19 protein-coding genes are annotated in these 15,852 nt (G+C 71.6%); 14 read left to right on the top strand and 5 right to left on the bottom strand.

The window, feature by feature from the left end; all coding sequences use genetic code 11:
- Positions 1-149 precede the first annotated feature (149 nt).
- The 4 genes from ACIHIX_RS29430 to ACIHIX_RS29415 are packed head-to-tail and all read left to right on the top strand — an operon-like array spanning position 150 to position 2,245.
- Positions 150-536, top strand: coding sequence for a hypothetical protein (locus tag ACIHIX_RS29430; RefSeq protein WP_399961313.1), 387 nt, complete (start codon positions 150-152; stop codon positions 534-536).
- The gene (locus tag ACIHIX_RS29425; protein WP_399961311.1) at positions 533-1,342 is read left to right on the top strand and encodes a transcriptional regulator; all 810 of its coding nucleotides are present in this window, start codon (positions 533-535) and stop codon (positions 1,340-1,342) included. Before ACIHIX_RS29430 ends, ACIHIX_RS29425 begins: the two co-directional genes overlap by 4 nt.
- 31 nt (positions 1,343-1,373) lie before the next feature.
- A complete protein-coding gene (locus ACIHIX_RS29420) occupies positions 1,374-1,847 on the top strand; it encodes a roadblock/LC7 domain-containing protein (RefSeq protein ID WP_399961309.1) in 474 nt (157 codons plus the stop codon).
- Positions 1,848-1,870: 23 nt separating this feature from the next.
- Complete coding sequence (locus ACIHIX_RS29415; protein ID WP_399961307.1) at positions 1,871-2,245, top strand: hypothetical protein; 375 nt, start codon at positions 1,871-1,873, stop codon at positions 2,243-2,245.
- A gap of 12 nt (positions 2,246-2,257) precedes the next feature.
- Here ACIHIX_RS29415 and ACIHIX_RS29410 read toward each other — a convergent pair whose 3' ends face one another.
- From ACIHIX_RS29410 to ACIHIX_RS29400, 3 genes are all read right to left on the bottom strand, one after another.
- Entirely contained in the window at positions 2,258-2,842 is a 585-nt protein-coding gene (locus tag ACIHIX_RS29410) for a hypothetical protein (protein ID WP_399961306.1), read from the bottom strand.
- 97 nt (positions 2,843-2,939) lie between these two features.
- A complete protein-coding gene (locus ACIHIX_RS29405) occupies positions 2,940-3,791 on the bottom strand; it encodes a MurR/RpiR family transcriptional regulator (RefSeq protein ID WP_399961304.1) in 852 nt (283 codons plus the stop codon).
- Positions 3,788-5,293, bottom strand: a complete 1,506-nt coding sequence (locus tag ACIHIX_RS29400; RefSeq protein WP_399961302.1) for an aromatic amino acid ammonia-lyase — start codon at positions 5,291-5,293, stop codon at positions 3,788-3,790. The genes ACIHIX_RS29405 and ACIHIX_RS29400 overlap by 4 nt, the downstream gene beginning before the upstream one ends.
- A gap of 141 nt (positions 5,294-5,434) precedes the next feature.
- Between ACIHIX_RS29400 and ACIHIX_RS29395 the strand changes: the two genes are divergently transcribed.
- The 6 genes from ACIHIX_RS29395 to ACIHIX_RS29370 all read left to right on the top strand — a co-directional run bounded on the left by ACIHIX_RS29395 (position 5,435) and on the right by ACIHIX_RS29370 (position 9,726).
- A complete protein-coding gene (locus ACIHIX_RS29395; RefSeq protein WP_399961300.1) occupies positions 5,435-6,469 on the top strand; it encodes an ABC transporter ATP-binding protein in 1,035 nt (344 codons plus the stop codon).
- Positions 6,466-7,107, top strand: a complete 642-nt coding sequence (locus ACIHIX_RS29390) for an ABC transporter permease (protein ID WP_399961298.1) — start codon at positions 6,466-6,468, stop codon at positions 7,105-7,107. The genes ACIHIX_RS29395 and ACIHIX_RS29390 overlap by 4 nt, the downstream gene beginning before the upstream one ends.
- Before the next feature lies 1 nt (position 7,108).
- Positions 7,109-7,771, top strand: coding sequence for an ABC transporter permease (locus ACIHIX_RS29385; protein WP_399961296.1), 663 nt, complete (start codon positions 7,109-7,111; stop codon positions 7,769-7,771).
- Between the two features lie 10 nt (positions 7,772-7,781).
- A complete protein-coding gene (locus tag ACIHIX_RS29380) occupies positions 7,782-8,717 on the top strand; it encodes an ABC transporter substrate-binding protein (protein WP_399961294.1) in 936 nt (311 codons plus the stop codon).
- A 303-nt stretch (positions 8,718-9,020) separates the two neighbouring features.
- Positions 9,021-9,272: a hypothetical protein gene (locus ACIHIX_RS29375; protein ID WP_399961292.1), complete on the top strand. Its 252-nt coding sequence runs from the start codon at positions 9,021-9,023 to the stop codon at positions 9,270-9,272.
- Between the two features lie 19 nt (positions 9,273-9,291).
- Positions 9,292-9,726 (top strand): hypothetical protein, encoded by a 435-nt coding sequence (locus ACIHIX_RS29370; protein ID WP_399961469.1) that lies wholly within the window; start codon positions 9,292-9,294, stop codon positions 9,724-9,726.
- 360 nt (positions 9,727-10,086) lie between these two features.
- Here ACIHIX_RS29370 and ACIHIX_RS29365 read toward each other — a convergent pair whose 3' ends face one another.
- Entirely contained in the window at positions 10,087-11,475 is a 1,389-nt protein-coding gene (locus ACIHIX_RS29365; protein ID WP_399961290.1) for a cystathionine beta-synthase, read from the bottom strand.
- Positions 11,476-11,624: 149 nt separating this feature from the next.
- Here ACIHIX_RS29365 and ACIHIX_RS29360 point away from each other — a divergent pair, with 149 nt between their 5' ends.
- From ACIHIX_RS29360 to ACIHIX_RS29350, 3 genes are all read left to right on the top strand, one after another.
- Positions 11,625-12,671: an SGNH/GDSL hydrolase family protein gene (locus ACIHIX_RS29360; protein WP_399961288.1), complete on the top strand. Its 1,047-nt coding sequence runs from the start codon at positions 11,625-11,627 to the stop codon at positions 12,669-12,671.
- Positions 12,672-12,841: 170 nt separating this feature from the next.
- A complete protein-coding gene (locus ACIHIX_RS29355) occupies positions 12,842-14,062 on the top strand; it encodes an acetyl-CoA C-acetyltransferase (RefSeq protein WP_399961286.1) in 1,221 nt (406 codons plus the stop codon).
- Positions 14,063-14,345: 283 nt separating this feature from the next.
- On the top strand, positions 14,346-15,128 hold the full coding sequence (locus ACIHIX_RS29350; RefSeq protein ID WP_399961466.1) for a hypothetical protein: 783 nt from the start codon (positions 14,346-14,348) through the stop codon (positions 15,126-15,128).
- Between the two features lie 6 nt (positions 15,129-15,134).
- Here the strand turns inward: ACIHIX_RS29350 and ACIHIX_RS29345 are convergent, their stop codons facing one another.
- The gene (locus tag ACIHIX_RS29345; protein ID WP_399961285.1) at positions 15,135-15,446 is read right to left on the bottom strand and encodes a hypothetical protein; all 312 of its coding nucleotides are present in this window, start codon (positions 15,444-15,446) and stop codon (positions 15,135-15,137) included.
- Between the two features lie 104 nt (positions 15,447-15,550).
- On the opposite strand from ACIHIX_RS29345, the gene ACIHIX_RS29340 reads away from it, so the two are divergent.
- Positions 15,551-15,781 (top strand): DUF4287 domain-containing protein, encoded by a 231-nt coding sequence (locus tag ACIHIX_RS29340; protein WP_194081132.1) that lies wholly within the window; start codon positions 15,551-15,553, stop codon positions 15,779-15,781.
- Positions 15,782-15,852: the final 71 nt, after the last annotated feature.

Raw genomic sequence — 15,852 nt, 5'->3', positions numbered from 1 at the left:
CTCAACCGTTCGGAAAACGAGCCCAGTTGACCCACCTTAGTCATCTGACGCATGTTCCACCGGAAAATGCCATAACCCTCACCCCTCACGCACACCCTGCGTAGTTTCGGCGTCACTCAGCCGAACCCCAGGCGGGAGGGGAACTCACGGTGCCCGGTATCGACGAGTGTCTGTCGGAAGTCATGCAACTACCCGGTGCCCGGGGTGCCGCGCTGGTCGACTGGACGAGCGGGCTGGCCCTCGGCACCGCCGGCGAGTCACCGGGCGGCGACCACGAGACGGCCGCGGCCGAGGCCGCCGAGCTGGCCCGGCTGGCCGCCGAGCACCGGGCGTTCGCGCCGGACGACGATGTCACCGACCCCCCGGTCGAGGACGTCATCATCAGCAACCGGGACAGCTACCACGTCCTGTGCTTCGTACAGACGTCCTTCGACAGCAGCGTCTTCCTCCATCTGTGGCTGGCCCGCGTGGAGGGCAACCTCGCGCTGGCCCGGATCCGGCTCGGCGAGATGACCGGACGGCTGGTCCTCGGGTGACCGCGGTGAGGACCACGCCACCGCCCCGGCTGCCGGTACGGGACAAGGCGGATGCCCGTGAGCGCGCCTGGGGCGGCGTCTCCCCGATGCTGACCCGGCTCGCCGCCGAGCGGGCCACCGGCGTCCTGCTCCGCGAGCGCGGCACCCTGCATCTGACCGAGGGCCGGGTCGTGCACGCCGAGAGCCCCGCGGCCCCCGGCCTCGGCGCCCTGCTCACGGCCCACGGCACCCTCGACGCGGACACCTGGCGACAGGCCGCCGACGAGGCGGCTCAGGAACCGGGCGCCGGTCTGCTGCTGGTCGGCCGCGGCCGGCTCACCCGGGGCGCGCTGGAGCTGTGCCATCTCGAAGCGCTCTACGACGCCGCCTACTTCGCGCTCGCCCCCAGCAGCACCCCGGGCCGCTTCCGGTACACGAGCCCGGGCCGGATCGGCGCGGTGCGCACGGTCCCGGTCGCCGCCCTGGAGCACGAGACGCTGCGTCGCCGCGATCTGCTGCACCGCATCTGGCCCGACCCGGCCACCGACGAGGCCCCGCTGCTGCGCGCCGACACCGTCGCCGTCCCCGGGCTCACCGCCCGGCAGCGGGCGGTGGTGCACCTGGTGGACGGCGTGCGCACGGCACCGGACATCGCCCGCGCGATGGGCCGCCCGGCGTTCCACACCCTGGTGGACGTCCGGCGGCTCGCGGCGGCCGGGGTCCTGGTGCGCGGCGCCCTGCGACCCGCCGAACCGGTCAGGCCCGAGACCACCGACCCCGACATCACGCTGCTGAAAAGGCTCAGGGATGCGCTGGAGTCCCTTTGAACGACAACGCGCCCGCGCCGAGAGGAGTGACATGGCGGCCGAACCCGACATCGTGGACGAACTGCGGCGGCTGAGGAGCCGGGTGCCGTATCTCACCGGGGCCCTGGCGGCGAGCGTGGACGGGCTCGTCCTCGCCCAGGACACCCCGGGTGTCGAGCCCGACGGCATGGCCGCGCTCACCGCGGCGGCGCTCGGCGTCGCCGTGCGGCTGACGGACGCGACCGGGCAGGGGGAGTTCCGGGAGCTGACGGTGCGCGGCGCGTACGGCTATGTGGCGACGTACGCGGCGGGCCGCACGGCCGTGCTCACCCTGCTCGCCCAGGACCGGGTCAACGCCGGCCGCCTCCATCTGGAGGGCCGCCGCGCGGGTGCCCGCATCGGGGAGCTCCTCGACTCCCGGGCGCCCGCCGAGGCGCCCGTCACGAAGCCCGCGAGAGCGCCCGCCCGGACCAGAACGGCGCGCGCTCCTCGTACGACCAACGCACGTACCTCAACGGACAGTTGAATCCACCAGAAGGGCAGACAGTCATGGCCAACACCGAAACGTCCCTCAAGGAGTGCCTCGCCTCCATCGAGGGCGCGACCGGCGTCGCGCTGGTCGACTACACCAGCGGGATGGCGCTCGGCACGATGGGCGGCAGCAAGAGCTTCGACCTCAGCGTGGCCGCCGCCGGCAACACCGATGTCGTCCGCTCCAAGATGCGCACCATGGAGCACCTCGGGCTCAAGGGCCAGATCGAGGACATCCTGATCACCCTGTCCGACCAGTACCACCTGATCCGGCTGATCAGCGGACGCAGCGGCAACGGACTCTTCATGTACCTGGTCCTGGACGCCAAGCGCGCCAACCTGGCGATGGCCCGTCACCAGCTGAAGAAGATCGAGGAGGAGCTGGAGGTCTGAGGCGAGGGTCCCTCAGACCAGTGCCGTGGTGCGGCGGCGCGCCCCGCCCGGGGCCGCGTCGCCCGCCGCGACGCCCGTGCCGCGGTACGCCTTGACCGCCTTGCCGGCCGGGCGTCCGCCGCGCGCGTCGAGCCAGTCGACCCGCACCCACAGCAGCGCGTCCCCGGCCCGCTCGCGCCGTCCGAGCCACGCGGCCTTCAGCCGCAGCCCGGCACCGGTCCCGGCGAGCAGCAGCCCGCCCGCGACGGGCACGGCGAAGTTGGCGCCGAGCGCCACCAGCCAGGCGAGCAGCAGCCACCAGCGGTGTCCGTGCCGCCAGTTGCGCACGGTCACGGCCCGGTCCTGGAGCACGTCGTGCTTGCCGGCCCGGGCGGCACCGCCGCTCAGTGCGGTGTAGCGCTTACGGCGGCGGTACGCCACGACGGCCGCGGCGACGATGAACAGCGCCGCGCCCGCCATCACCCCGATCCGGCGCCCGGTGAGCCCCGGAACCAGCACTCCCACGCCCGCCGCGAACACCCCGGCCCACCACAGCGGCGCTGCTCCGGCGCGCACGACCACGGCCACCCGGGCCAGTCCCTGACCTCCGCGTGACACGTCCGTCCTCCTCGTCGTCCTGGCACAGTCCTGATGGCCCGGCAGATTAACGAGGGAACGTGAGACGAGCCTTAAAACCCGCGCCTCAGAACCGGGGTCACTCCACGAACAGGCCCCGGGCCGCCGCCCGCGCGTCGAACTCCTCCAGCCGCGCCTGCGCCTCCGGCAGTTCGTCCGCCATGGCCTCCAGGAGCACCCGCCCGAGCAGCATCGGCGCGCACGCGGTGTCGAAGGCGAGCCCGGTGCCGACGGCGGCGGGCAGCAGCAGGTCGGACACCTTGGCGACCGGCGCGAAGGCGGAGTCGGCGACGGTGACGACGGTCAGCCCGGCCTCCTTGGCGTAGCCGAGCGCGTCCACGACCTCCCGGGGATGCCGGGGCAGCGCGAAGCAGAGCAGCGCCGAGGCGCCCGCGCGGACGGCGGCGTCGATGCGGTCCTGGACCATCGTGCCGCCCTCGTGCAGCAGCCGTACGTCGGGATGGACCTTGGCGGCGAAGTAGGCGAAGCCGTACGCCTGCGAGGCGGCGGCCCGCAGCCCCAGCACCGGCAGCGGGCGCGAGGCGGCGAGGACGCGTCCGGCGCGCTGCACGGGCCGCGGGTCGGCGAGGACCTCGGCGAGGTGCCTCAGGTTCTCGATCTCGGCCTCGACGGCCTGCTGGTACTCGTTGTACGACGCCGCGTCGGCCGGCTGTTCGGCGGGCGCGACCTCACGCAGATGGCGGCGCAGGGCGGGGTAGCCGTCGAAGCCGAGGGCGACCGCGAAGCGGGTCACGGACGGCTGGCTGACCCCGGCGAGCTCGGCCAGCTCGACACTGGACAGGAACGGCACGTCGGCGGCGCGCCGCACCATGCTGTGCGCGATGCGCCGCTGGGTCGGCGTGAGCCGGTGGCCCTCGAAAAGTGCCTGGAGCCGTGCCGCGGGAGTGTCCGTCACACCCTTGTCGCTCATGCCTCGCTCCCCCTCCAGATGTCCGTGAACCGGTCCAGCAGTCGGGCCGCCGTCGTCACGTCGTGCGTGAGCGGCCGGTCGGCCTGGTCCGCGTCGAGCACCGCGTAGGCGAGCTCCAGCGCCCGCCCCACCGGGAGGTCCGGGTCGGGGCCGTGGTCGCGCTGGCGCAGCGCCCGTACGGCGGCGACGAGTTCGCAGCCGACGACGAGCCGGTACGCGCCGCACGCCCGCAGGGTCTGGCGGGCGGCGAGCGAGGCGAAGCTGGCCTGTTCCTCGACGCCTCGGGAGAGTACAGCGTGGCCGAGCGACGCGGGAGCGGAGAAGGCCCGCAGATCGCCGAGGGCGGCCCCGGCGGCGTACTCCAGGATCATCACTCCGGAGGAGGCGGGCTCGTGGTCGGCGAGGAAGGGGCGCAGCCGGGTGTAGGCGGGCTCATTGAGGGTGGACAGGCGGGAGGTCGACAGCCTCGCCACCTGGGTCAAAGCCAGCCTGAAGTGGTCCAGGGCGAGGGCGAGTTGGGCCTGGTAGAAACCGCCGTGGTGGTAGGCGGCCATGTCCTCGGGGCTGATCAGGGGGTTCTCGGCGGCGGCGTTGAGCTCGACGGCGAGGACCGCTTCGAGGGCGTCGGCGGCGTCGTGCGCCGGGCCGTGGATCTGCGGCAGGCAGCGGAAGCCGTACGGGTCCTGGATCCGGCCGAGGGGCGGTGTGGGCCGTTCGTCCGCCCCGATCAACCCCCTGATCCGGCGGGCGACCTCGGCGCTCCCGCGGTGCGGGCGGGCGGCGTGCACGGGGGCGGCGTAGGCCTCGTGCGAGCCGTCCACCGCGAGCAGTGACAGCGCGCCGACGACCTGGGTGGCCTCCAGGAGGCCGCGCAGTTCGTCGAGGGCGAGCGCGGACTGGCCGAGGGCGAGGGCGTTGCTGCTGATGAAGGCGAGGGCGTCGTTGTTGTCGAGGGGCTGGGGCTCGGGCCCGACCCCCTTCCAGGGGTGCTCCCCGGCCAGCGCGAGGCCCGCCTGGGCCAGCGCCGCGATGTCCCCGGTCCCGACCGAGCCGAACTCGTGGACGACCGGGTACGCCCCGCTCTCCAGGGCCTCGCAGAGCGCGGTGACGACGGTGGGCCGCAGCCCCGCGCCGCCGGCCAGCAGCTGGTTGGCCCGTACGGCGAGCATCGCGCGCACCTGCCGGGCGGGGAGTTCCTCGCCGATGGCGCCGGCGTGGCTGCGCAGGAGTCTGAGACCGTGCTCGGCGGCGGCCTCGGTGGGCACGGGCTCGTTCCGGTTGGCGCCGACGCCGGTCGAGCGGCCGTAGACCCGTCCGGTCGCGGCGATCTGCCGGGCGGCGTCCCAGGCCTCCGTGGCGCGCTTCATGCCCTCGGTGCCGGGGACGGGCCGCGCGGTCCCGTCGGCGAGGCGCACGACGTCCGCGACACCGAGTCCGATCCCGTCGAGGACGACCAGCCCGGTGTGCGCAGATTCAGGCGTGTCCACGATCCGAGACGACATAAAGCCCAAACTCCCCTCAATCCGGACACTCGATCTTGCCCGTCGGTCATCCGTTACTTCGGATTTACACCAACCCGTTGACAAGTTATTCAGCTACAGAGAACTCTGCATGACGTTATACAGCCGGGCAAGGGACATCTCATGATCCAGTTCGACGCGGTCCACAAGCGCTTCCCCAACGGCACGACAGCAGTCCACGATCTCTCCCTGGAGATGCCGGAGGGCGGCGTGACGGTCCTCGTCGGATCTTCCGGTTGCGGCAAGACGACCACCCTCAGAATGATCAACCGAATGGTCGAACCGACCTCCGGCACCATCAAGGTCGGCGGCCAGGACGTCACCCGGCAGGACGCGGCCGAACTGCGCCGCTCCATCGGGTACGTCATCCAGCAGTCGGGGCTCTTCCCGCACCGCACCGTCCTCGACAACATCGCCACCGTGCCCCTGCTCCTCGGCCACGGCCGCAGGAAGGCCCGCGCCCGCGCGGCCGAGCTGCTGGAGACCGTGGGCCTCGCCGCGGACGCCGGCAAGCGCTACCCGCACCAGCTCTCCGGCGGCCAGCAACAGCGCGTCGGCGTGGCCCGCGCGCTCGCCGCCGACCCGCCCGTGCTCCTCATGGACGAACCGTTCGGCGCGGTCGACCCGGTGGTCCGCACCCAGCTCCAGGACGAACTCCTCCGGCTCCAGGAGGAGTTGGGCAAGACCATCGTCTTCGTCACCCACGACATCGACGAAGCGGTACGGCTCGGCGACCGGATCGCCGTCTTCCGCACCGGCGGCCATCTCGTCCAGTGCGCCTCCCCCGCCGAGCTTCTCGCCCGCCCCGCCGACGACTTCGTGGCCGACTTCCTCGGCGCCGAGCGCGGCCTGAAGCTGCTCTCGCTGACGACCCTGGCGGACGTTCCGCAGGGCCCGGCGCCCGAGGGCGGCACGTGGTCCCTCGTCCTGGACGCGGCGAACAGGCCCGTCCACTGGGCGTCGAAGGACACCGAGATCCCCGTACGCCCGCTGACCGACAACGATTCCCTGCTGTCGGCGCTCAACGAGTCCATCGCCTCCCCCACCGGCCTGATCGCCCGCGTCGACGCGGCGGGAGTCCTCACCGGTGTCTCCTCCCGCGACGACATCCACACCCACGCGGGACAGGCCCACACGGAAGCCCGGGTGGCGGCGTGAGCGTCGACTGGTCGTGGATCGGCGACCACACCGACGAGCTCACCACCCTCACCCTCTCGCACCTCCAGGCCGCCCTGTCGGCCGTCTTCTTCGGCGTACTGATCTCGCTGCCCCTCGCGGTGATCGCCCACCGGATCCGCCCCCTGCGCGGCTTCCTGCTCGGCGTCTCGAACATCCTGTTCACGATCCCGTCGATCGCGATCTTCGTGCTGCTGCTGCCGGTCAGCGGACTGACCCGGACCACGACCGTGATCGGTCTGACGGTCTACACGCTGGTCGTCCTGCTCCGGAACACCGTCGAGGGCCTCGACTCGGTGCCCGCGAAGACCAAGGAGGCGGCGAAGGCGATGGGCACGCGCCCGCTGCGCACGCTGCTCACCGTGGAGTTCCCGCTCGCGCTCCCCGTGATCATGGCGGGCGTCCGGATCGCGACGGTCATGTCCATCTCGCTCGTATCGGTGGCCACCTACATCGGCGACGGCGGCCTCGGCCAGCTCTTCACCGACGGCTTCCAGCGCGACTTCCCCACCCCGGTGATCGCGGGCGTGGTCCTCACGATCCTGCTCGCGGTCGTCGCGGACGCGTTCCTGGTCGCCCTCCAGTACGTGCTGACCCCCTGGCGCAGGAGGCGAGCCTGACATGTTCGAACTCTTCAAGAACCTCGGCAAGTGGCTGACCAGCGGCGCGAGCTGGTCCGGCGCGGACGGCATCGCCCATCGCCTCGCCGAACACCTCCAGTACTCGCTCCTCGCGACCCTCGTCGCGGCCGCCATCGGCCTCCCCCTCGGCCTGCTGATCGGCCACACCGGCAAGGGCGCGTTCGTCGCGATCAACCTCGCGTCCTTCGGCCGGGCACTGCCGACCGTCGGCCTGGTCGTCCTGGTCTTCCTGGCGGGCGGACTGTCGATGCTGCCGGTCTACGTCGCCCTGGTCGCCCTCGCCGTCCCGGCGATCGTCACCAACACCTACGCCGGGATGACCGCCGTCGACCCGGACGTCCGCGACGCCGCCCGCGGCCAGGGCATGCGCGGCCACCAGGTCCTGTTCCAGGTCGAGCTGCCCCTCGCGCTCCCCCTGATCATGACCGGCCTGCGGCTGGCCCTCATCCAGGTGGTCGCCACGGCGACCATCGCCGCGTACGTCTCCTTCGGCGGCCTCGGCCGCTACGTCTTCGACGGCCTGGCCCAGCGCGACCTCGTCCAGGTACTGGGCGGCGCGGTGCTGGTCGCCGCGATCGCCGTGGCCCTGGACCTCGCCCTCTCCGCCCTCCAGCGCTTCCTCTTCCGCCACCGCACCGCATAGGACCTCTCCGATGAACCGACGCACCCTCCTCGGCGGCCTCTTCGCGGCGGCCTCCGTCCCCGCCCTCTCCGCCTGCGCCAGCGGCATCACGTCCCTCGACAGCGAGGGCGGCTCCTCCGGTGGTGGCGGCGGCTCCAGCAAGGGCGGGGTCACCATCGGCACCGCCAACTTCACCGAGAACCAGGTACTGGGGTACCTCTACGCGGCCGTCCTCCAGCAGGCCGGCGTGAAGGTGAAGGTCCGCCCCAACCTCGGCACCCGCGAGATCGTGATCCCCGCGCTCAGGGCGGGCGACATCGACCTGCTGCCCGAGTACCAGGGCGCCCTCCTCAACTACCTCGCCCCCAAGGACACCTCCGCGGAGCCGGGCACCATGCAGAACGCGCTCACCCTGGCGATGCCCGGCGGCCTACAGGTGCTGCCGTACGGTCAGGCCGCCGACTCCGACTGCTTCGTCGTCACCCGCGAGACCGCGACCAAGTACGGCCTGTCCTCCCTCGCCGACCTGACGAAGCAGAACGGCAAGCTGGTCATCGGCGCGGCCCCCGAGGTGAAGAAGCGCCAGGTCGGGGCGATCGGCCTGAAGGACGTGTACGGCGTCGAGTTCAAGGAGTTCAAGTCGCTCGACTCCGACGGCCCGCTGGTCAAGGGTGCGCTGAAGAAGGGCGACGTGGACGTGGCGAACCTCTTCTCCACCGACACCGACATCAAGGCCAACGACTGGGTGGTGCTGAGCGACCCGAAGAACCTGATCCCCAGCCAGCACATCGTCCCGCTCATCGCCGACCGCAAGGCCGACGACACCGTCCGCAAGGCGCTCGCCAAACTGGGCAACGCCCTGACCACCGAGCAGCTCACCGAGCTCAACCGTCAGGTGGACAAGGACAAGAAGGACCCCGAGGACGTGGCGAACGCGTACGCGAAGCAGCACGGGCTGGCGAAATGAGCTGTCGATGATCTGACGATGAATCAGCCAAGGGTCGTTAAACAGGCACATAACGTAACCAATCACACGCGTACGACGTCGAGGAACCGCGCATCCCGCTGGTCCTGGTGCTCGGCCACGAGCGCTGCGGGGCGATCGCGGCCACCCTCGACCAGCCGCGCACACGCGCTGGGTACGGGACGCGATCCGGGCCGACCCCGCCTTCCGGGAGGCCCATGTGGCGGCCGCCCGCTTCGACCTCGACACCGGGCTCGTCTCCGTCGTGCCCTGACCGCCGCCTCCACGCTCGCCCTGCGGGCGGCGGTGCGCGGCACCCGTCTCACCCCGGCCGCCGCCGACGCACTGCCGGGCGCGACGGGCACGGTCGACCTGCGCCTGTCAGGCCTCACGGCGGTCGACGCGATCGGGGAGCTGCGGGACCGTGGCATCGCGGTCGGGGGGAGCGGCGTGGAGCGAGGTCACCGCCGGGTGCTGGAGCCCCTGGGGGTGCTCCCGGAGATCCCGACGTCCAAGACGGGGGCTATCCCCAGTGCGGCGGGCGCCGCGGCTCCCTAAGTTGGACTGCATGACCGGAATGGACGCGCGGGACGCCGACCTGAAGAAAGAACTCGACGCCACCCTGCAGGCCCGCAGGGAACTGGGCGAGGAGTACGAGTCGGCGCTGGTCGACTCCTTCCTGGAGAAGGTCGACCAGCGCATCGACGGCGCGGTGGAGCGCCGGGTGCGCCGGCAGCTGGCCGAACAGCAGATGGTGGTGGCCCGGGGTGCCCGGACGCCGAGTCCGACGGACTCCTGGGGCGAGCGCTACGGCTTCGGCATCGTCTCGCTGGTCCTCGCCGTCCCGCTCTCCGCGATCGGCGCCGGCGTCTCCCACCTCCCGGGCCTGCTGGTCACCTGGGTCGGCATCGTCGGGGTGAACGCCTTCCAGGCCCTACGGGTGAACCCGGACCTGTTCCGCGGGCGCACCGGACGTCGTAAGTCCCAGCAGGACAGCGAGTGGGACGGCTGACGGCAGGAATTCGAAGAGATATGCGCGGGGACCGCCGCACCCCCGTTGCCGGGGGGCGGGACGACGGCGGTCCCCGCGAGGGACGTGGACCGGGTCAGGGCCAGGTCTCACGTCCGGCGTCCATGGAGGTCCGGGAGCCGCTCCGGAGGTCCTTGGACGTTCGGCGCCGGCCGGGGCGGGGAGCCGCTCCCGCCCTGCCGACACCCACTAATGTGCCCGACGCGTGTTAAGCGAGTGCTGCGCGGACGTGACACGCTCGTACCACTTCCGCCAAGTCCACCGATCCGGTGGGCAAACGCAAGTTCGCCCACCGAACCGGCAGTTCACCGCAGGTTCACCGCCGCTTCCCGTCTTTCGCCGCTACTTCCCGCCCTTGGCGAGGAAGGCCAGCAGGTCCTGGCGGCTGATGACGCCCTTGGGCTTGCCCTCGACGAGGACGATCGCCGCGTCCGCCGAACCGAGCACCGACATCAGGTCGCCGACCGGCTCGCCGGAGCCGACCTGCGGGAGCGGGGCCGACATGTGCTTCTCCAGCGGGTCCTCCAGGGAGGCCCGCTGGGCGAACAGCGCGTCCAGCAGCTCGCGTTCGACGACCGAGCCGACGACCTCCGCCGCCATGACGTCGGGGTGACCGGCGCCCGGCTTGACGATCGGCATCTGCGAGACGCCGTACTCGCGCAGCACCTCGATGGCCTGGCCGACCGTCTCGTCCGGGTGCATGTGGACGAGGGACGGGATGGCGCCGTGCTCCTTGTCGTTGAGGACGTCACCGACGCGGGCGGACGGGCCCTCGTCCTCCAGGAAGCCGTAGTCCGCCATCCACTCGTCGTTGAAGATCTTCGAGAGGTAGCCGCGGCCGCTGTCGGGAAGGAGGACGACGACGACGTCGTCCGGGCCCAGGCGCTCCGCGACACGCAGGGCCGCGACGACCGCCATGCCGCAGGAGCCGCCGACCAGGAGGCCCTCCTCCTTGGCGAGGCGGCGGGTCATCTGGAAGGAGTCCTTGTCGGACACGGCGACGATCTCGTCGGCGACGGTCCGGTCGTAGGCGGTCGGCCAGAAGTCCTCACCGACGCCCTCGACCAGGTACGGCCGCCCGGAGCCGCCGGAGTACACCGAGCCCTCGGGGTCGGCGCCGACGACCTTGACCTTGCCGTCGCTGGCGTCCTTCAGATAGCGGCCGGTGCCGGAGATGGTGCCGCCGGTGCCGACGCCCGCCACGAAGTGGGTGATCCGCCCCTCCGTCTGCTCCCACAGCTCGGGGCCGGTGGAGTGGTAGTGGGAGAGCGGGTTGTTGGGGTTGGAGTACTGGTCGGGCTTCCACGCGCCCGGCGTCTCACGGACGAGGCGGTCGGAGACGTTGTAGTACGAGTCCGGGTGCTCGGGGTCGACGGCGGTCGGGCAGACGACCACCTCGGCGCCGTAGGCCCGCAGGACGTTGATCTTGTCCGTGCTCACCTTGTCGGGGCACACGAAGATGCACTTGTACCCCTTCTGCTGGGCCACGATGGCGAGGCCGACGCCGGTGTTGCCGCTGGTCGGCTCGACGATCGTGCCCCCCGGCTTGAGCGCGCCGCTCTCCTCCGCCGCCTCGATCATGCGCAGCGCGATGCGGTCCTTCACGGACCCACCGGGGTTGAAGTACTCCACCTTGGCCAGGACGGTCGCCTGGATGCCCTGGGTGACGTTGTTGAGCCGCACCAGCGGGGTGTTGCCGACGAGGCTGATCATCGAGTCGTGGAATTGCACCGTTGTCTCCGGATGCTGCAAAAGATGTGGTCGTGGTGGTTCCGCCAGCCTACGGCCCCTTGGCGGTTGTTCACTCCTCGTTGCGATTGGGCGACGGTCCGTACGGGGCAAGGAGTGGATGTACGGCAACGAGGAGGTGGCGGCGACGCATGACGAGCATGTCGAGGGCGAGGGTGGCCCGGCGGATCGCGGCAGGCGCGGCGTACGGCGGCGGCGGGATCGGTCTGGTCGGCGCGGCGGCCGTGGGTCTGCTGCTGGCCGAGGTGCGGCTGGCCAAACGGCAGGTGGGCAACGGCAACGGCACATCGCCGCACGTGCCCAACGCGCAGGGCCTGTACGGCCTCTCCTACTCCGTCCGCGGTGAACCGCCGCTCAGGCTGACCATGCTGGGTGACTCCACGGCCGCGGGCCAGGGTGTGCACCGCTCGGGGCAGACACCGGGCGCGCTGCTGGCCTCGGGGCTCGCCGCGGTGGCCGAGCGGCCGGTGGACCTGCACAACGTGGCACTGCCGGGCGCCCGCTCGGACGACCTGGACCGGCAGGTGGCCCTGGTCCTCGCGGACCCCGGACGGCTGCCCGACGTCTGCGTGATCATGATCGGCGCGAACGACGTCACCCATCGGATGCCGCCGACCCGTTCCGTGCGCCATCTGTCCACGGCGGTACGGCGGCTGCGCACGGCCGGCGCGGAGGTCGTGGTGGGCACCTGTCCCGACCTCGGCACGGTGGAGCAGGTCCAGCAGCCCCTGCGCTGGCTGGCGCGGCGGGCCTCCCGTCAGCTGGCGGCCGCCCAGACGATCGGCACGGTCGAGCAGGGCGGCCGCACGGTGTCGCTGGGTGACCTGCTGGGCCCGGAGTTCGCGGCGAACCCGCGGGAGCTGTTCGGGCCGGACAACTACCACCCCTCGGCGGAGGGCTACGCGACGGCGGCGATGGCGGTGCTGCCGACGGTGTGCGCGGCCCTGGGGCTGTGGCCGGCGGAGGAGGAGCGTCCGGACGTCAGCCGCCGCGAGGGCTTCCTGCCGGTGGCGCGGGCCGCGGCGGAGGCCGTGGCGGAGCCGGGTACGGAGGTGACGGCGGCGATGCCGACCGGGCCGAAGGGGCCGTGGGCGCTGCTGAAGCGGCGCAAGCGGCGCCGGGTGCCGGAGCCGGGGCCTGTGCCCGCCCACCACCCGAGCCGGTCCATGGAAAGGTGACCCCCAGGCCGACCTCCCAGTCCGACCCCCCGGGCCGACCTTGAGGAAAAAGCAAGCGCTTAGAAAACTGCGGTCAGGGTCACACCGCGACACCAGTGACCCTGGCCATACGTACGGGTAACTTCCCAACCAGCCCTGCCCGAAGAACCTCGTACGCCAATGGAGCCGTGATGCCTGAAGCCGTGATCGTCTCGACCGCCCGCTCCCCGATCGGCCGCGCCTTCAAGGGCTCCCTCAAGGACCTGCGCCCGGACGACCTCACCGCCACGATCATCCAGGCGGCCCTGGCGAAGGTCCCCGAGCTGGACCCGAGGGACATCGACGACCTGCACCTGGGCTGCGGTCTGCCCGGCGGCGAGCAGGGCAACAACCTCGGCCGCATCGTCGCCGTGCAGATGGGCATGGACCACCTCCCCGGCTGCACGGTGACCCGTTACTGTTCCTCCTCGCTCCAGACGAGCCGTATGGCCCTGCACGCCATCAAGGCCGGCGAGGGCGACGTCTTCATCTCGGCCGGTGTCGAGATGGTCTCCCGCTTCACCAAGGGCAACTCCGACAGCCTCCCGGACACGCACAACCCGCTGTTCGCCGAGGCCGAGGCGCGCACCGCCGAGGTCGCCACGCAGGAGGGCACGACCTGGCACGACCCGCGCGAGGACGGCCTCGTGCCGGACGCCTACATCGGCATGGGCCAGACCGCCGAGAACCTGGCCCGCATCAAGGGCGTGACCCGCCAGGACATGGACGAGTTCGGCGTCCGCTCGCAGAACCTCGCCGAGGAAGCCATCAAGAACGGCTTCTGGGAGCGCGAGATCACCCCGGTCACACTGCCCGACGGCACGGTCGTCTCGAAGGACGACGGCCCGCGCGCCGGCGTCACCCTGGAGGCCGTCGGCGGCCTGAAGCCGGTGTTCCGCCCCGACGGCCTCGTGACCGCCGGCAACTGCTGCCCGCTGAACGACGGTGCCGCCGCGGTCGTCATCATGAGCGACACCAAGGCCCGCGAGCTCGGCCTCACCCCGCTCGCCCGCATCGTCTCCACGGGCGTCTCGGGCCTGTCCCCCGAGATCATGGGCCTCGGCCCGGTGGACGCCTCCCAGCAGGCGCTGCGCCGCGCCGGTCTCACCATCGACGACATCGACCTGGTCGAGATCAACGAGGCGTTCGCCGCGCAGGTGATCCCCTCCGCCCGCGACCTGAACATCCCGCTGGAGAAGCTGAACATCAACGGCGGCGCCATCGCCGTCGGCCACCCCTTCGGCATGACCGGCGCCCGGATCACCGGCACGCTGATCAACTCCCTCCAGTTCCACGACAAGCAGTTCGGCCTGGAGACGATGTGCGTCGGCGGCGGCCAGGGCATGGCGATGGTCATCGAGCGCCTCAGCTGACCAACTCCCCGTAGTTCCACCGGTACCCCGCGTGACGCCATGGCCCAGAACCCTTGAACCACCAGGGTTCTGGGCCGTTTTGTGATCCAATCTCCCCCAGGATGTGACCTATCTCCCTCCGCATAGGGATTTACGCAGGTCAGAACCGTTCTCACACTAAACTCCGGGCCCAAAGTCCTGTCCGTTTCGTGACGTTACGCACTGACAGCGGGATAGTCCGCCCTTCAAGCTGATGTAGGAAGTCGGGGGTCGACTTTGAACCGGGAGTACGTCAGTGAGCGCCATGCCGATCGCCTTGCTGGTCACCACGGCCGCCACGGGCGCCGTGGGCGTCGCCGTCCTGCGCACCCTCTTGCAGCTGCGCCGACAGGTGGCGGCCCTGCACACCCAGCTCGCCGAGACGAACGCGGCGACCGCCGCGCACGGTCTCGTGCCCGCCGCCCGTCCCGCCGGTGACGCCGACGAGATACGGGCCGCCGTGGCCGAGGCCCTCGCGGAGGAGCGGGAGCGGGAACTCGCCGAGGCGCGCGCCTTCTGGGCCGCCCAGGAAGCGCGGGACGCGGACGCCCCCACCCTCCTCGGGCTGACCGACAGCGAGCTGTTCCTGCCCCGCCAGAGCGACTTCGTGGGCCTGGAGCCGCTGGAGCCGGTCGCGGAGCCCGCCGCGGACGCCGACGAGTTCGCCGCCGACTCCCCGGAGCTGGCCGCGGCGCGCCGCCGTCACCCCTCGCACCCGGACTTCGTACCGGTCCAGTCACCCGTCGTGAACGACCACGAGCGCACGGTGGCGACGCTGGAGGAACTCGCGGCGTCCCGCACGGAACTGGCCGACGTCCGGCCCGGTCCGCTCGGCACCCTCGACGTCTATGTCTTCGCCGACGGCACCACCCTGTGCATGACGCCGGGCCACCGGGAGACGGCGGAACGCCTCTCGGCTGCTCTGACCGCGGGCGAGAGCCCGATACTGCTGGGCGGCTCGGGAGTCTCGGGCGCCTACACGCTGACCTTCGCGTGCGGCGAGGAGAACGTCTACATCCTGGCGGACCGGGTCATAGCGTCCCTGTAGCCCGGCTCAGACGCCCGCCCGCTTCTGCGCCTCCGCCACCAACGCCACCGCTTCGTCGATCTGGCCCTCGTCCGTGAGGACGAGGGCCAAGTCGTGCACGGCGACGGTGATTTGGTCCGCGGCGGCGAACATGCCCGCGTCCGGCATCTGCCTGGGCTCCTCCGAGGGGTTCTCGATCAGCTGCGCCCGGCGCGTCAACTCCCTGGCCAGGCCCAGCGCCTCGGCCGCGGCGCCCCTTTGCAGCCGGCTCTGCGGAGCGGCCCGCAAACGGTCGGCGAAGTGATCCACAGCCTGCGTCAGACGCGTCGTATCAGCCACGGCGCAACCGTACGCGCCGCACCGGGACTGTTGCCAACAGGCCGACGCTCAGGCACGGTGACCTGAAGGACCGGCTTACATCCCCTTTGCGTCCGGAGGCGCCGATGTCCCACGTCCTCTCCGAGGAGACCCACCGCAACATGCTCGCCCGCATCCCTCACTGCACCGGTCGTGAAGTGTCCGACTGGATCCGCACCGTCGAAGAAGGCCCGGCTCTCTTCCGCTTCGAGGAAAAGGTCAGCTGGCTCCGCCACGAACACAACCTCGCGTACGGCCACGCGAAGGCGATCATCCACGAGTACGACCTGAGGAGGGCCGCGCGCAAGCTCCTCTAGACGCGCACCGGCGAAGACGCCGAAGGGCCCCGGCGTTCCCGCCGGGGCCCTTCCACGACCACCTCCGTGGA

It is taken from the genome of Streptomyces sp. NPDC051913 (assembly GCF_044593635.1).
Lineage (GTDB): Bacteria > Actinomycetota > Actinomycetes > Streptomycetales > Streptomycetaceae > Streptomyces.
The sequence above is the reverse complement of the archived record's forward strand: the minus strand, read 5'-3'. Positions and strand labels throughout refer to the sequence as shown.

Excerpts from the sequence above, each read along its gene's own strand:
- ACIHIX_RS29420 (WP_399961309.1), top strand. The coding sequence starts at position 1,374 with ATGGCGGCCGAACCCGACATCGTGGACGAACTGCGGCGGCTGAGGAGC.
- ACIHIX_RS29415 (WP_399961307.1), top strand. The coding sequence starts at position 1,871 with ATGGCCAACACCGAAACGTCCCTCAAGGAGTGCCTCGCCTCCATCGAG.
- ACIHIX_RS29405 (WP_399961304.1), bottom strand. The coding sequence starts at position 3,791 with ATGAGCGACAAGGGTGTGACGGACACTCCCGCGGCACGGCTCCAGGCA.
- ACIHIX_RS29400 (WP_399961302.1), bottom strand. The coding sequence starts at position 5,293 with ATGTCGTCTCGGATCGTGGACACGCCTGAATCTGCGCACACCGGGCTG.
- ACIHIX_RS29395 (WP_399961300.1), top strand. The coding sequence starts at position 5,435 with ATGATCCAGTTCGACGCGGTCCACAAGCGCTTCCCCAACGGCACGACA.
- ACIHIX_RS29385 (WP_399961296.1), top strand. The coding sequence starts at position 7,109 with ATGTTCGAACTCTTCAAGAACCTCGGCAAGTGGCTGACCAGCGGCGCG.
- ACIHIX_RS29380 (WP_399961294.1), top strand. The coding sequence starts at position 7,782 with ATGAACCGACGCACCCTCCTCGGCGGCCTCTTCGCGGCGGCCTCCGTC.
- ACIHIX_RS29370 (WP_399961469.1), top strand. The coding sequence starts at position 9,292 with ATGGACGCGCGGGACGCCGACCTGAAGAAAGAACTCGACGCCACCCTG.
- ACIHIX_RS29360 (WP_399961288.1), top strand. The coding sequence starts at position 11,625 with ATGACGAGCATGTCGAGGGCGAGGGTGGCCCGGCGGATCGCGGCAGGC.
- ACIHIX_RS29355 (WP_399961286.1), top strand. The coding sequence starts at position 12,842 with ATGCCTGAAGCCGTGATCGTCTCGACCGCCCGCTCCCCGATCGGCCGC.
- ACIHIX_RS29350 (WP_399961466.1), top strand. The coding sequence starts at position 14,346 with ATGCCGATCGCCTTGCTGGTCACCACGGCCGCCACGGGCGCCGTGGGC.
- ACIHIX_RS29340 (WP_194081132.1), top strand. The coding sequence starts at position 15,551 with ATGTCCCACGTCCTCTCCGAGGAGACCCACCGCAACATGCTCGCCCGC.